The sequence below is a fragment of the Burkholderia sp. HMSC10F09 genome (genome assembly GCF_001806955.1).
Taxonomy (GTDB): Bacteria; Pseudomonadota; Gammaproteobacteria; order Burkholderiales; family Burkholderiaceae; genus Burkholderia; species Burkholderia multivorans.
Genome location: NZ_KV786627.1, coordinates 1 through 14,984, shown reverse-complemented (window position 1 = coordinate 14,984; position 14,984 = coordinate 1). Strand labels below are relative to the sequence as shown.

12 protein-coding genes are annotated in these 14,984 nt (G+C 70.0%); 6 read left to right on the top strand and 6 right to left on the bottom strand.

The genetic code is table 11. The features are described from left to right. The 4 genes from HMPREF3115_RS08415 to HMPREF3115_RS08400 form a co-directional block, all read right to left on the bottom strand. A partial coding sequence (locus HMPREF3115_RS08415) for a molybdopterin oxidoreductase family protein (protein ID WP_141751657.1) occupies positions 1-2,464 on the bottom strand: 2,464 nt, incomplete at its 3' end. Between the two features lie 16 nt (positions 2,465-2,480). Next, positions 2,481-2,825 carry a nitrite reductase small subunit NirD gene (gene nirD / locus HMPREF3115_RS08410; protein ID WP_006403445.1) on the bottom strand — a complete coding sequence of 115 codons (345 nt, stop codon included), beginning with the start codon at positions 2,823-2,825 and terminating at the stop codon, positions 2,481-2,483. 32 nt (positions 2,826-2,857) lie between these two features. Beyond that, complete coding sequence (gene nirB, locus HMPREF3115_RS08405) at positions 2,858-5,431, bottom strand: nitrite reductase large subunit NirB (protein WP_070554073.1); 2,574 nt, start codon at positions 5,429-5,431, stop codon at positions 2,858-2,860. Positions 5,432-5,452: 21 nt separating this feature from the next. After that, positions 5,453-6,778: an MFS transporter gene (locus HMPREF3115_RS08400; protein WP_070554072.1), complete on the bottom strand. Its 1,326-nt coding sequence runs from the start codon at positions 6,776-6,778 to the stop codon at positions 5,453-5,455. Between the two features lie 645 nt (positions 6,779-7,423). Here HMPREF3115_RS08400 and cobA point away from each other — a divergent pair. The 6 genes from cobA to HMPREF3115_RS08370 all read left to right on the top strand — a co-directional run bounded on the left by cobA (position 7,424) and on the right by HMPREF3115_RS08370 (position 12,845). Beyond that, a complete protein-coding gene (gene cobA / locus HMPREF3115_RS08395; protein ID WP_006403441.1) occupies positions 7,424-8,185 on the top strand; it encodes a uroporphyrinogen-III C-methyltransferase in 762 nt (253 codons plus the stop codon). A 126-nt stretch (positions 8,186-8,311) separates the two neighbouring features. Then, positions 8,312-8,917 (top strand): ANTAR domain-containing response regulator, encoded by a 606-nt coding sequence (locus HMPREF3115_RS08390; protein WP_006396953.1) that lies wholly within the window; start codon positions 8,312-8,314, stop codon positions 8,915-8,917. Next, positions 8,914-9,957, top strand: a complete 1,044-nt coding sequence (locus HMPREF3115_RS08385; RefSeq protein WP_006403439.1) for a CmpA/NrtA family ABC transporter substrate-binding protein — start codon at positions 8,914-8,916, stop codon at positions 9,955-9,957. The genes HMPREF3115_RS08390 and HMPREF3115_RS08385 overlap by 4 nt, the downstream gene beginning before the upstream one ends. Positions 9,958-10,120: 163 nt before the next feature. Beyond that, a complete protein-coding gene (locus HMPREF3115_RS08380; RefSeq protein WP_070554070.1) occupies positions 10,121-10,720 on the top strand; it encodes a uracil-DNA glycosylase family protein in 600 nt (199 codons plus the stop codon). An 81-nt stretch (positions 10,721-10,801) separates the two neighbouring features. Next, positions 10,802-11,725, top strand: coding sequence for a helix-turn-helix transcriptional regulator (locus HMPREF3115_RS08375; protein ID WP_012216927.1), 924 nt, complete (start codon positions 10,802-10,804; stop codon positions 11,723-11,725). Between the two features lie 421 nt (positions 11,726-12,146). Then, positions 12,147-12,845 (top strand): fumarylacetoacetate hydrolase family protein, encoded by a 699-nt coding sequence (locus HMPREF3115_RS08370; RefSeq protein WP_006403438.1) that lies wholly within the window; start codon positions 12,147-12,149, stop codon positions 12,843-12,845. A gap of 277 nt (positions 12,846-13,122) precedes the next feature. Here HMPREF3115_RS08370 and HMPREF3115_RS08365 read toward each other — a convergent pair whose 3' ends face one another. Continuing rightward, positions 13,123-14,391 (bottom strand): MFS transporter, encoded by a 1,269-nt coding sequence (locus HMPREF3115_RS08365; RefSeq protein ID WP_070554068.1) that lies wholly within the window; start codon positions 14,389-14,391, stop codon positions 13,123-13,125. Between the two features lie 173 nt (positions 14,392-14,564). Further along, on the bottom strand, positions 14,565-14,984 hold a 420-nt coding region (locus HMPREF3115_RS08360; RefSeq protein WP_141751656.1), incomplete at its 5' end, for a PDZ domain-containing protein.

Genomic DNA, 14,984 nt, shown 5'->3' with positions numbered 1-14,984 from the left:
GCACCGGCGGCGCGAGCGGCGCCAGCGCGGGCAGCACCGGCACGCCGCCTTCGCGGCGGCCCGCGCTCGCCTTCAGCCCGCTGACGAGGCCGGCCACGTACGACCGCTCCGCGTCGGTCAACGGCGGCGGCGCGAAATCGGCCACGCCGAGCGCGGCCGCGAATGCATCGATGTCTGCCATGTCGAATTCCTGGGTAGCGGCGGCCGGCACCGGCGGCGTCGCCGGCGCGCTGCCGACCGCGTCGGCGTCGGCCCGTTGCATCGCCTCGGGCTCAGCCGCGAACGCGCCGGTGTCGACGCGGCGCAGCGCGACCGCGCAGTATTTCAGTTCCGGCTGCTGCGATTCGGCGTCGATCGCGTCGTGCGTAACCGCGTTGATGCAGAGGTCGTCGCCGTACACGTCGTTCCAGTGCATCGGCGCGAAGCACTGGCCGCGCTGGACGCGCTCGGTCACGACGGCCGGCAGCACCGCGCGCCCGCGCGCCGAACGAATTTCGACACCGTCCTTCGCACGCACGCCGAGCGCACGCGCGTCGTCGGGGTGCAGCTCGACGAACGGCCGCGCATTGAGCTTGTTCAGCATCGCGACCTTGCCGGTCTTCGTCATCGTGTGCCACTGGTGCTGCAGCCGGCCGGTGTTCAGCACGATCGGGAACGTATCGTCGGGCAGTTCGGCCGGCGCGACGTGCGGCCGAGCGAAAAAGCGCGCCTTGCCGGACGGTGTCGGAAACGCGAGACGCGGCGTGCGCGCGGCATCGCCCTCGCCTTCGGCCGCGTGTGCGGTGCGCAGCGTCTGACTCACGCCGTCGTTCAGATAGCGCAGCGGATGGCGCTCGCGCGCCGTGCCGGGCGCGACGGGCCATTGCACGGGCCCTTCGCGCAGCACCGCGTGGCTCGCGCCGCGCAGGTCGTAGCCGGTCGCCGGATTCGAAAAGCGCACGATCTCGTCGAACACGTCGGCCGCCGACGCGTAGTCGAACGCGTCCTCGAAGCCCATCGCGCGCGCGACCTCGGCGACGATCCGCCAGTCGGGCAGCGCATCGCCGGGCGGCGCGATCGCCTGCCGCATCAGCGTCATGTTGCGTTCCGAGTTCACCATCACGCCGTCGCCCTCGGCCCACAGCGCACCGGGCAGCAGGATGTCCGCGTAGCGGTTCGTTTCGGTATCGAGAAACGCATCCTGCGCGATCACGAGCTCGGCGGCCTGCAGCGCGGCGATCACGTTCTGGCGATTCGGCACGGTCGCGACCGGGTTGGTGCAGATGATCCAGCACGCCTTCACGTCGCCGGCCTGCATCCGCGCGAACAGGTCGACGGTGCCGCCGCCCGCCTCCGCGCGCAGCGTGCCGTGCGGCACGCGCCACAGATCCTCGACGAACCGGCGGTCCGCTTCCGACAGCGTCGAACGCTGGCCCGGCAGCCCGGGGCCCATGTAGCCCATCTCGCGGCCGCCCATCGCGTTGGGCTGGCCCGTCAGCGAGAACGGGCCGCTGCCGGGCCGGCAGATGCGGCCTGTCGCGAGATGCAGATTGCAGATCGCGTTCGTGTTCCAGACGCCATGCGTGCTCTGGTTGAGCCCCATCGTCCAGCAGCTCGTCCACTCCGGCGCGTCGCCGATCCACTGCGCGGCCGTGCGGATGTCGGCTTCCGCGAGGCCCGTGATCGCGGCGACGCGCTCGGGCGTGTAGTCCGCGAGAAACGCGGGCATCGCGTCCCAGCCTTCGGTGAATTCGCCGATGAACGCGCGATCGATGCGGCCGTTCGCGTGCAGCAGATGGAGCAGCCCGTTCATCAGCGCGAGATCGGTGCCGGGCCGGATCTGCAGGAACAGATCGGCCTTGTCGGCGGTGCCCGTGCGGCGCGGATCGACGACGATCAGCTTCGCGCCGGCCTTCACGCGATCCATCATGCGCAGGAACAGGATCGGATGACAGTCGGCCATGTTCGCGCCGATCACGAAGAACAGGTTCGCGCGATCGAAGTCCTGGTACGAGCCCGGCGGGCCGTCCGCGCCGAGCGACTGCTTGTAGCCGGTGCTCGCGCTCGCCATGCAGAGCCGCGAATTCGACTCGATGTTGTTGGTGCGCACGAAGCCCTTCGCGAGCTTGTTCACGAGGTACTGCGCCTCGATCGACAGCTGCCCCGATACGTAGAACGACAGCGCGTCCGGGCCGTGCGTGTCGAGCACCGCGCGCAGGCGGCGCGCGGTTTCCGCGATCGCGTCGCGCACCGGCAGCGGCACGTGATCTTCGTCGCGCGCACGCCGCACGAATGCGCGGTCGAGCCGCCCGGAGCGGCGTAGCGGGACGTGCGCCGACGAGCCCTTCGTGCAAAGCCGCCCGAAGTTGGCCGGATGATCGGGGTCGCCCGAGACCTTGACGACCTCGCCGTCCTCGACGTGCAGCACCATCCCGCAGCCGACGCCGCAGTACGGGCATACGCTCTTCACGCTGGTGGCGGTCATGCGCGCTCCGCGATGGTCAGGCCGCGACCCACACGTAGCCGTCCTCGACGCGCGACGGATACGCGTTGACCGACTGCTCGGGCGCTTCGACGCATTCGCCGGTGCGCAGGTCGAAGTGGTGCTTGTACAGCGGCGAGGCGACCACCACGCGCTCGCCGAGGCTGCCGATCAGCCCGCGCGACATCACGGCCGCGCGCGAGACCGGATCGACGTTGTCGATCGCGTACACGCCGCCGTCGCCGTGCGCGACGTGGAAGACGGCGACCTGTTCGCCGTTGACGAGGGCGCAGACGCCGGTGTTCGGCACGATGTCGTCGAGTGCGCAGACGCGCGTCCAGGACAGCGGAAGACGATCGTTCATCGGACTCTCCTTGAAGATGACGGTGGCACGGATCAGACGGTTTCGGATTCGGCAACCCGCTCCGCCGCGACGACCGGGATCGCGACGCGTTTGCCGCCGACGCGTTCCTCGCGCGTGGCGGGCCGGATCTGGCCGCGCGTTTCGACGAACGCGATGGTCGTGTCCGGCGCATCGCTGTTGACGAAATGGCGGAAGCGGCGGCGCGTGTCGGGATCGTTGACGGCCTTCTTCCACTCGCACTCGTACGTGTCGACGACGTGCTGCATGTCGGCCTCGAGTTCGGCCGCGATGCCGAGCCGGTCGTGCACGACGACGTCGATCAGGTAGTCGAGGCCGCCTTCGAGGTTGTCGCGCCACACGCTGGTGCGCTGCAGCCGGTCGGCGGTGCGCACGTAGAACATCAGGAAGCGGTCGATATAGCGGATCAGCGTGTCGCGATCGAGATCGGCGGCGAGCAGCTCCGCATGCCGCGGCTTCATCCCGCCGTTGCCGCAGACGTACAGGTTCCAGCCCTTCTCGGTCGCGATGATGCCGACGTCCTTGCCCTGCGCTTCCGCGCATTCGCGCGTGCAGCCCGACACGCCGAACTTGATCTTGTGCGGCGCGCGCAAGCCCTTGTAGCGGTTCTCGATGTCGATCGCGAGCCCGACCGAATCGTCGACGCCGTAGCGGCACCACGTCGAGCCGACGCACGACTTCACGGTGCGCACGGCCTTGCCGTACGCGTGCCCCGATTCGAAGCCGGCCGCGATCAGCTCTTCCCAGATCGACGGCAGCTGCTCGACGCGCGCGCCGAACAGGTCCACGCGCTGGCCGCCGGTGATCTTCGTGTACAGCCCGTACTTCTTCGCGACCTGCCCGACGGCGATCAGCCCTTCGGGCGTGACCTCGCCGCCCGGCATGCGCGGCACGACCGAATACGTGCCGTCGCGCTGGATGTTCGCGAGGTAGTAGTCGTTCGAATCCTGCAGCCCCGCATGCTCCTTCTTCAGCACGAATTCGTTGAAGCACGACGCGAGAATGCCTGCGATCGCCGGCTTGCAGACGTCGCAGCCGAGCCCGCGGCCGTGCTTCGCGAGCAGTTCGTCGAAGGTCCGGATCCGCTCGACGCGCACCAGATGGAACAACTCCTGCCGCGAATACGCAAAGTGCTCGCACAGATGGTTGTTGACGGCGAGCCCTTGCTTCTTCATCTCGGCCTTCATGATCTGCGTGACGAGCGGCACGCAGCCGCCGCACGACGTGCCGGCGCCCGTGCACGACTTCAGCGCGCCGAGACTCGTCGCGCCGTCGTTCACTGCCGCGCAGATCTGCGACTTCGACACGTTGTTGCACGAGCAGATCTGCGCGCCCGCGGGCAGCGCGTCGACGCCGAGCGCAGGTTTCGCCGCGCCGTCCGACGACGGCAGGATCAGGAATTCGGGCTGCTCGGGCAGCTCGATGCGGTTCAGCATCATCTGCAGCAGCGTGCCGTATTCGGTCGCGTCGCCCACCATGACGGCGCCGTGCAGGAACTTGCCGCAGTCGGACACGACGAGCTTCTTGTAGATCTGCCGACGCTCGTCCGCGTACTGATAGGTGCGGCTGCCGGCCGTCGTGCCGTGCGCGTCGCCGATGCTCGCGACGTCGACGCCCATCAGCTTCAGCTTCGTGCTCATGTCGGCGCCCGCAAACACGGCGGTTTCGCCGGTGCGGCCCGCGAGCTGCTTCGCGACCACGCGCGCCATGTCGTAGCCGGGCGCGACGAGCCCGTACACGGTGCCGTTCCACGCCGCGCATTCGCCGATCGCGTAGATGTCGGCATCGCTCGTACGGCACGCGTCGTCGATCGCGACGCCGCCGCGCGGGCCGATCTCGAGCCCGCAGGCGCGCGCCAGTTCGTCGCGTGCACGGATGCCGGCCGAGAACACGATCATGTCGGTGTCGAGATGCGTGCCGTCCGCGAACACCATGCGATGCGTACCCTCCTCGCCGTCGACGATCTCGAGCGTGTTCTTGCCGGTATGGACCGTCACGCCGAGCGCTTCGATCTTCGCGCGCAGCATGCGGCCGCCGCCGTCGTCGACCTGCACAGCCATCAGCCGCGGCGCGAATTCGACGACGTGCGTATCGAGCCCCATGTCGCGCAGCGCCTTCGCGCATTCGAGGCCGAGCAAACCGCCGCCGACCACGACGCCGCGCTTCGCGCGCGCGCCGCACGCCTGCATCGCTTCGAGATCCTCGATCGTCCGGTACACGAAACAGTCCGCGCGATCGTGGCCGGGCACCGGCGGCACGAACGGGCGCGAACCTGTCGCGAGCACGAGCTTGTCGTACGCGAGCGTGTCGCCCGACGCGAGCGTGACCGTGTGTGCGGCGCGGTCGATCGACACGACGCGCGCATTGAGCCGCAGGTCGAACTGCGGATGGCGCGCGAAGAAGCCGGGCTCGACGAGCGAGAGGTCGTCCGCCGATTTGCCCGCGAAGAACTCGGACAGATGCACGCGATCGTAAGCCGGACGCGGCTCCTCGGCGAGCACGGTCGCCTGCACCGCCGCGGTTTCGGCGGCGACGCATTCGAGGAGCTTGTGGCCGACCATCCCGTGGCCGATGACGATGAGTTTCATGATGGCGTTTCCTTCGGTCGATCAGTTCGCGGCGTTCGCGGCAGCGAGTGCGCGGTCGCGCAGCTCGGCCTCGCGCGCCTTGTGTTCTTCGCTAAAGCGCACAGCCATCGCGCACAGCGCAGTTGCCGTGACGGCGAGTCCGAGCAGGCTCAGCGCGTGCTGCACGTCGCCGACGCCCTTCAGCAGGAAGCTCGCGGCGACCGCGCCCACGTTGCCGCCCGCACCGACGATCCCGGCGACGCCGCCGAGCGCCTTGCGGTCGATGAACGGCACGAGCGCATAGGTCGCGCCGCACGCCATGTGCGTGAACAGGCCGAAGGTCAGCATCGCGACGAGCGCGATGCCGACGCTCTGGGCATGCGAGAACCAGATCAGTCCGAGTCCTTCGCCGACGATCAGCGCGCAGAGCAGCGTCGCACGCACGTCGAGGCTGCGGCGCGCGGCGACCTTGTCCGACAGCCAGCCGCCGAGTGCGCGCGCAAACAGCGCGAGCAGCCCGAACAGGCCGGCCGCGAGGCCCGCATCCTTCAGCGACAGATGGAAGTGATCGACGTAGTACAGCGCGGCGATGTTGTGGATGAACACTTCGACGCCGAAGCACGCGCCGTACGTGACGAACAGCATCCACACGCGATAGTTCGCGCACGCGGTAAAGAAGCTCGCCCAGCCGCCCTTCTTGCCGCTGTCGATCGTCACGCCCGCTTTGCGCAGCGCGATGAAGTCGCCTTGCGGGCAGTCCTGCGCATAGCGCCAGTACGCCCATGCCATCGCGAGCATCGCGATGCCGGGCACGACGAGCGCGGCGCGCCATGCCGAATCGTCGCCGAGGCCGAGCATCAGGCCGGCCGCGACGAGCAGCGGCATCAGTGCCTGCGTCGCGCCGGCGCCCGCGTTGCCCCAGCCGGCCGTGGTCGCATTCGCGGTGCCGACGACGTTCGGCGCGAACATCACCGACGTGTGGTACTGCGTGATCACGAAGCCCGCGCCGATCGCGCCGATCCCGAGCCGGCAGATCAGGAACGACAGGTAGTCGTGCGTGAACGACACCGCGAACACCGGAATCGCGCCGAGCACGAGCAGGCCGACGTAGACGCGGCGCGGACCGAAGCGGTCGCACAGCGGGCCGACCACCAGCCGCACCGCAATGGTCGCGGCGACGGCGGCGATGTTAATGTTCGCGACCTGTGCGGCGCTCAGATGGAATTCACGTGCGATCAGCGGCATCAACGGCGCGCACGCGAACCACGCGAAGAAGCAGACGAAGAACGCCATCCACGTCAGATGGAACGCGCGCATCGGCGCGGTGCGGAGGCTGAAGAGATCGATACGGGTAGCTTTGTCGGTCATGTCATCCGCCAAACGAAAAACGGCGTCCTGCGCACACGGTCTCGTTTGTCGAGAGCCGGTGCGTAGGACGCCGTTGCCCATGAAGCCCGTTGCCGGGCGCGTCGGTATTCGGTACTGCGAGCCGGATCGCCGTTGATCCGCCCGGACGCTGTTACGCAAGCGCCGTGCCAATGACGCGGCCAGCGCGCCGCAACGCCCGCCGCGCAAGGCGCGCGCGGCATCGGACCATGCGCGCGGCGGCCGCCTCGACGACGCACGCCGACGCAGCAAGGCACAGATGTGGTGCGATGCAGCACTGAAGCCGTGCGACATCGCGGTGCGCGGCAGCCGCCAACGATGCACGTCGATGCGGCGTCGCGTCGGCTCGCATCGCGCGGCCCTGCACGCGCACCGCACGCTAGCGCCGCCGAGCGCGATGCGCGCGATACCGGTTGGCCCGGATATTGCTGAATCGAGAGCGGACATCGGCAACGACGCCGATGTGCAGTGTCGGAACGAGCGGCCCGTCGATGCGGACGGGCAAATCGGGACAACGGCGTCCGTTGCGTGCGCGGCATCGCCGGGTGCGGCCGTCATATCGGCTGCCGACGCTGCCGCAATGACCGCGTTAAACGACCGCCCGCCCGGGCGGCGATGGAATACGACATGACGACTGGAAAAGTCACGCTGCTGGGCGCCGGGCCCGGCGATCTCGATCTCCTCACGCTGAAGGCCGTGAAAGCGCTGGCGGCCGCCGACGTGCTGCTGCTCGACGATCTCGTCGACGCGCGCATCGTCGAACTCGCGCCGCATGCACGCGTCGTGCGCGTCGGCAAACGCGGCGGCTGCCGCTCGACGCCGCAGGCGTTCATCGAGCGGCTGATGCGCCGCTACGCGTTGCGCGGCGCGCACGTCGTGCGCGTAAAAGGCGGCGATGCATTGCTGTTCGGCCGCGCCGGCGAAGAACTCGCGACGCTGCGCGCCGCCGCGATTCCGGTCGAGATCGTGAACGGCATCTCCTCGGGCTTCGCGGCCGCCGCGAGCCTTGGCGTGTCGCTGACGCACCGCGAGCATTGCCAGGGCGTCACGTTCGTGACCGCGCATCGGCAGGATCACGGCGAGCCCGACTGGGCGCAACTCGCGGCGACCGGCACGACGCTCGCGATCTATATGGGAATGAGCCGCATCGAGCGGATCGCCGCCGGGCTGCTCGCCGCATTGCCCGCGTCGACGCCCGCCGCGGCCGTGCAGTGGGCCGGCACGCCTGCCGAACGGCGCTGGATCGGCACGCTCGGCGCGCTGGCCGACGGCGTCGAAGCGGCAGGGCTCGGCAGCCCCGCCGTGATTCTCGTCGGCGCGGCGATCGGCGAAGCGGGCGCGCTCGCGCTCGATGCCGATCGTGCCGCCGCCCTGTCGCGGGCCGCGTAGCATGCGCGGCGTCATCCCGCCTCTCGTCGAACCCCGCGTGCGGGCTGGCTGCGGCACGCGACGGCGATACGTCGTCGCGTGTCCGATTCCGTCCGCCATCGATCCGCAACCGTTCCCGTTCGTGCAATGAGCTCGCCCGTTCTGTCCGGCCGCTTGCGCGTGCTGCTCGTTACCGACACCGACAAACCGATCGGCGAACTGCGCACGGCGCTCGCGCAGCGCGGCTACGACATGCTCGCCGACGTCGCGACGCCCGCGCGTCTGCCCGCCGCCGTCGAGGAGCAGCGTCCCGACGTCGTGATCATCGATACCGATTCTCCGTCGCGCGACACGCTCGAACAGCTCGCGGTGATGCACGCGACCGCGCCGCGTCCGGTCGTGATGTTCAGTCACGACGCGGATCAGGCGCTGATCCGCGCGGCCGTGGGCGCGGGCGTCAGCGCGTATCTCGTCGAAGGGCTGTCGGCCGAGCGGCTCGCGCCGATCCTCGAAGTCGCGCTCGCGCGCTTCTCGCACGACGATGCGCTGCGTCGCCGGCTCGCCGACGTCGAGCGCGAGCTCGCGGAGCGCAAGCTGATCGACCGCGCGAAGCGCCTGCTGATGGATCAGCGCAGGCTGTCCGAGCACGACGCATACGCGACGCTGCGCAAGCGCGCGATGGATCAGGGGCTGCGCATCGTCGACGTCGCGCGCCAACTGCTCGATGCGTCACCTTCGTCTTCCTCGTCATGAATACTTCGCCCCCCGCAGCGCCCGAACGCTGCCATCTCCGCATCGGCTTCGTCGCGCTCAGCGACGCGGCACCGCTGATCGTCGCGCAGCGCCTGAAGCTCGGCGCGGCGCACGGCCTCACGCTCGAACTGAGCCGCGAGCCGTCGTGGGCCGCCGTGCGCGACAAGCTGCTGAGCGGCGAGCTCGACGCCGCGCATACGCTGTATGGGCTCGTGTGCGGGCTGCAGCTCGGCATCGGCGGCCCGCAGGCCGACATGGCCGCGCTGATGGTGCTGAACCGCAACGGTCAGGCCATCACGTTGTCGCGCACGCTCGCCGACGCCTATCGCGCGCACGGCAGCGTGCGCGACGCGTTCGCGACGCTCGGCCGCAAGCCGCTGCTCGCGCAGACGTTCCCGACCGGCACGCACGCGATGTGGCTGAACGCCTGGCTCGCGTCGCACGACGTCGATCCGCTGCACGACGTGCGCAGCGTCGTGATTCCACCGCCCGAGATGGTCGCCGCGCTCGCCGGCGGCGAACTCGACGGCTTTTGCGCCGGCGAGCCCTGGCATGCCGTGGCCGATGCGTGCGGCGCGGGCCGCACGGTCGCCGTCACCAGCGAGATCTGGCCCGACCATCCGGAGAAGGTGCTCGCGAGCCGGCGCGATTTCGTCGCGCTCTATCCGGCGACGTCGCGCGCGCTGATCCGCACGCTCGTCGACGCGTGCGCCTGGCTCGACAGCGCCGCGCACCGCCGCGAAGCGGCCGACTGGCTCGCGTCGCCGGACGCGCTCGGCGTGCCGGCCCGGCTGATCGCACCGCGCCTGCTCGGCGACTACGGAGCGGGGCCGTTCGCGCAGCCGCCGCTGCCGATCCGCTTCCACGACGGCGGCGCGGTCAACCGGCCCGATCCGCGCGACGGCCGCTGGTTCCTCGCGCAATACCGGCGCTGGGGCATGCTCGATGGGCCGCACGACGACGCGGGCATCGCCGCGGCGATCGCGCAGACCGCGTTGTATGATGCTGCGGTCGCCGAACGCGGCACGACCGGCGCGTGATGCGCCGAACGCGCCGAACGCGCTGCACCGCGCGCCGGCAAGCCGGCATGGGGGCGCGGCCTCACGCGCGTCGTCGCGCAAGTGCAGGCCCGCCACGGCTGGCACGCGCCGCCGCCGTTCGGGACGACGCCGTACCGCCCGCTCCGTCCCCCGATCCGAACCGATGCCGAAACGATCGCGCACGCCGCTCGACGTGCTGCTCACCGAAATCCGCGCCTGCCGCGCATGCGAAGCCGACCTGCCGCTCGGCCCGCGCCCCGTCGTGCGCGCGCACCGCGATGCGCGCATTCTGATCGTCGGCCAGGCGCCCGGCGCGCGGGTCCATGCGAGCGGCATTCCATGGGACGACGCGAGCGGCAAGCGGCTGCGCGACTGGCTCGGCGTCGACGCCGACACGTTCTACGACGACACGCGCTTCGCGATCGTGCCGATGGGCTTCTGCTATCCCGGCCGCGGTGCGAGCGGCGACAATCCGCCGCGTGCCGAATGCGCGCCGCTGTGGCTCGAGCGGCTGCTCGCCGAGCTGCCGTCGATCCGGCTGACGCTGCTGATCGGCCAGTACGCGCAGCGGCATTTCCTGCGCGACACGCGCAAGCCGACGCTGACCGATACCGTCGCCGCATGGCGCGACTACGGTCCCGACGTACTGCCGCTGCCCCATCCTTCGCCGCGCAATCAGGCGTGGTTCAAGCATCATCCGTGGTTCGACGCCGAAGTCATGCCGGAGCTGCGGCGGCGCGTCGCGCCGCTCGTCGCCGGCTGAGCGCGGGCCGCGCGGATTCCGGCCACGCGCGGTTCGCTGTACCATCGCGGCTCCACAGCGTCACGAACCGCAGAATCCGTCATGTCCTCCCCCGCCCCGCCGCGCCTGTACGGGATGCCCGAACGCAGCGACCGGCTCGATTTCTACATCCGCGATCAGGCGTCGCGGCAGGCGATCACCGAGCCGCACCGGCACGCGTATTTCCAGATCCAGTTCAATCTCGGCGGCGACACCGAGCAGCGGATCGGCGGCGTCACGCGGCCGTTTCCGCGCGGCGCGCTCGCGTTCGTGCTGCCGTATCGCGAGCATCTGATTCCGCATCCGGAAGGCGCGCACTTCATCGTGATCAACTTCAGTCAGGCGTTCCTGCGCGCGGATCTCGACGTCGATCCGCTCGATCTCGAGGACGTGCCCGCGCACCGTTTTCCCGAACTGACGCCGTTCCGCTTCCAGGAGCATCTCGATTTCATCCTGACCGGCGACACGTTCGACGAGGCGCGCCGCCTCGCGCTGTGCATGATCGACGCGGACCGCGCGCGCACGTTCGGCTCGACGACGCTGCTGCGCGGCTACCTGCTGCAGCTGATCGGCCTCGTCTGCACGCAGTACGCCGGTGCGCTCGACAAGCTCGCGCAGCGCGGCGCACAGCGCGCGGGCCGGCGCGATGCGCTCGCACGCGTGCTGCGCCACGTGCGCGCGAACCTGACGCGCGAGGATCTGACGCTCGCGGCGACCGCGGAAGCGGCGTTCCTGTCGCCGAACTACCTTGCGCATCTGATCCGCAAGGAAACCGGCAGCACGTTTACCGATCTCGTGACCGAACGCCGGATCGCGCTCGCGCAGTCGCTGCTCGCGCATACGAGCCGACGCATCGCCGACATCGCGCGCTCGGTCGGGTTTCGCGACGAAGGCTATTTCGCGCGGCGGTTTCGCGCGCGTGTCGGGGTGTCGCCGAAGGCGTACCGCGATGCGAACGCGGCGCTGCCGGTCGACGACGACGCGTGAGCGGCCAACGCGTTAGTGGTGCGGGGTTGGCGGGGCGGTCGGCGGGTGGCGGCGAGTCTCGGACCGCGGGCGGGCGATCGGTGCGGTTGCCGCATGTCGCGTGCTGTTCGGCGATTTTGATTTTCTGACTTGCGCCTTTCGCGGGTCGCCACTCGCCGGTCACCATTGGCCTGCCGCTTTCGCGCTTTCCGCCTTTCGCCTTTCGCGCTTTCCGCCTTTCGCTTTCCGCCTTTCGCTTTCCGCCTTTCACCGCCCGCTTTCCACTTCCTGGTTTCCGCTCCCCGCCCCGCGCGCGTAGTTTTGTCCCGGTAAACCGCAAATGCGTCGCATCCGGTCGCGCGCGGCTCGGGTATCGTTCAGGCATGCCGGCCCGCGCGTCGCGCGCGCCGCTGTCCGTCTTTCTGTCGAACGAGGCCATCCGATGTCCGAAACCGTCATCGACGCTCCCGAGCGTCCTTCCGTCGAAGTCGATCAGTCGTCCGCGCGCTTTCCGCTGCGCCGCGTATTCTGCGTCGGCCGCAACTATGCGGATCACGCGCGCGAAATGGGCGCCGATCCCGACCGCGAACCGCCGTTCTTCTTCATGAAGCCCGCCGACGCGATCGTGCCCGCGCGCGGCACGGTGCCGTATCCGCCGCTGACGCAGGACCTGCATCACGAAATCGAGCTGGTCGTCGCGATCGGCACCGGCGGCCGGTCGATCGACCCCGCGAACGCGCTGTCGCACGTGTGGGGCTACGGCGTCGGCGTCGACCTGACGCGCCGCGACCTGCAGGCCGAAGCGAAGAAGCTGAGCCGTCCGTGGGACTGGGCAAAAGGCTTCGACGCGTCGGGCCCCGTGACTGCATTGCGCCCCGCATCGGCGATCGGTCATCCGGCGACCGGCCGAATCTGGCTCGCGGTGAACGGCGACACGCGCCAGCAAGGCGATCTCGCCGACATGATCTGGGGCATCCCGGACGTGATCGCCTATGTGTCGCGCTCGGTCGAGCTGAAGGCCGGCGACCTGATCTTCACCGGCACGCCGGCCGGCGTCGGCGCGCTGCAGCCGGGCGATCGCGTGACGGGCGGCGTCGACGGCGTCGCGACATTCGAGTTCACGGTCGGCGTGAAGCCTTAAGCGCTGTGCACGCACGTCGCCGATGCGAATCGGTTGCGTGCGCAATGAACTTGCCGCGGCGTGTGCGTAGCCGATTGCGGGGCATACCGCGGCACCCTTCCGGACGTGTTTCAAGTACGGCGCGATTGCGTTCGCGCTGGCTGTGTCGCGCACATCGAACGCGCGCACGGCACGCGGCGGGCGACGAGGCCGAAGCAACAACCGCATGCGGCTGCGGCTTTCGCCCTTGAAGCGCCTCACGCGGAAATCGGCAAGCGTCGTCACCTGCCAAGCGGCGTCACTCCGCCGCGATCGCATCTGCGCCGGCCGCGTCGCGCGCATCGAACGACCGCACACAGCACGCGGCGAGCAGCGCCGCCGCCGCGGACAGCAGCATCATTGCAAGCGGCGCATAGGCGGCATTACGCGGCGTCACGACCGCGCTCGTCAACGACGACAGCGCAGCGCCGCCCGCGATCGTCATCGCGCCGGCAAGCCCGGACGCGCTCCCGGACAGCTCCGGTCGCACCGACAGCGCGCCCGCATGCGCGCCGGGGTTCGTGAACCCGTTGCCGAGCCCGACCAGCACGCACGGCCCGAACCACGCAGCCGCATGCGTTGCGCCGCCGACCTGGAGCGCCAGGGCGATCAGTGGCCCCGCGCACGCGACGATGCGGCCATACAGAATCGTCGTCGCGAGCGGATAGCGATGCGCGACGCGGCCCGCAAGAAAGCTGCCGCATACGAAACCGGCCGTGATCGTCCCCATGCAGACGCCGAGTTCGGCCGGCGCGATCGCGAACACCGCGCGGGCCGCGAGCGGCGCGCCGGCGAGGAACGCGTAGAACGTACCGGTCGAAAACGCCATGCACAGCACATACGCCCAGAAGCGGCGCGCGCGGAGCAGCGCCGGATACGCGCGGAACTGGTGGGCGAGCGTCGGCGACCGGTTCGTATGGGTTTCGGCGAAATCTAACATACACCACGCGCACAGTGCGACGCCGACGGCGCCGAGTAGCCAGAAGTTCGCGCGCCAGCCGGCCGCCTGTTCGAGCGCGCCGCCGAGCGTCGGGCCGATCATCGGCGCGAACGCGGCCGCCATCGCCGCATAACCGATCCGGCTCGCCGCGCGGCCGCCGCCGGCGGCGTCGCGGATCGTCGCCATCGAGACCGGATACACCGACGTGATCGCGGCCTGCATCAACCGGCACGCGAGAAACGTGCGGATGTCGGTCGCCAGCGCGCAGCCGATTGCGCCGAGCGTGAACACGCCGACGCTCGTCAGCACGATCGGGCGCCGCCCGAAGCGGTCCGATAGCGGCCCCATCAGCAATTCGAGCGATGCGGCGAGTGCCGCGTAGCCGCCGATCGCGAGCCCGACGAGCGCATAGTCCGCACGCAGGTCGCGCGCGATGGCCGGCAGCGACGGCAGGAACAGACTCAGCGGCAGCACCGAGAACGCACACAGCAGCATCAGCGTCGTGCGCGCGGGCGCGCCGGTGGCCGGACCGAACGGATTCGATTGCAAGCGAATGCCCTCCGCACACGCGCGCGAGGCCGTGCGCAAACACCAGAAAATCCCGATCGAATCGGGAAGACGGGGATGCGGCGCACACAGAGCCGCGATCGGCGGGTGCGTGCGCGGGAAGCGGCAGTCGAACGGGTCGCGCAGGCCGGATCGGCGCTGCGCGACGCTGCACGCGATGATGGTAGACAGGCGCGGCGGCCGCCGTCAACGCGCTATCGCATGCGCACCGACACGAACCGGCGTGCGTGGTTGCGCTGGATCAGCACCGCGATGACGTCGCCGCCGTTCGCCTCGAGCGCCGGCACGTCGGCCGGCGATTCGAGCAGCGTGTCGTTCAGTTCGAGCACGACGTCGCCCGGCTCGATGCCCGCACGCGCCGCCGGGCCGCGCACCGCGTCGACCATCATGCCGACGGGCAAGCCGGTCGATCGCCGTTCGTCGTCGGTCAGCGGATGCATCGTCAGCCCGAGGCGGTCGCCGTGCTGCGGCGGCCGTGCGGCGGTACGCGTGACGGTCGCGGTCCCGACCGGTGCGGCGGCCGTCTGCATGGCCGGTGCCGCGCGCGCGGCGGTTGCCGCGGGAACGACGTCTTCGCCGTCCGTGCCCGCTGTACCGGCTGCGCGCAACGCGGG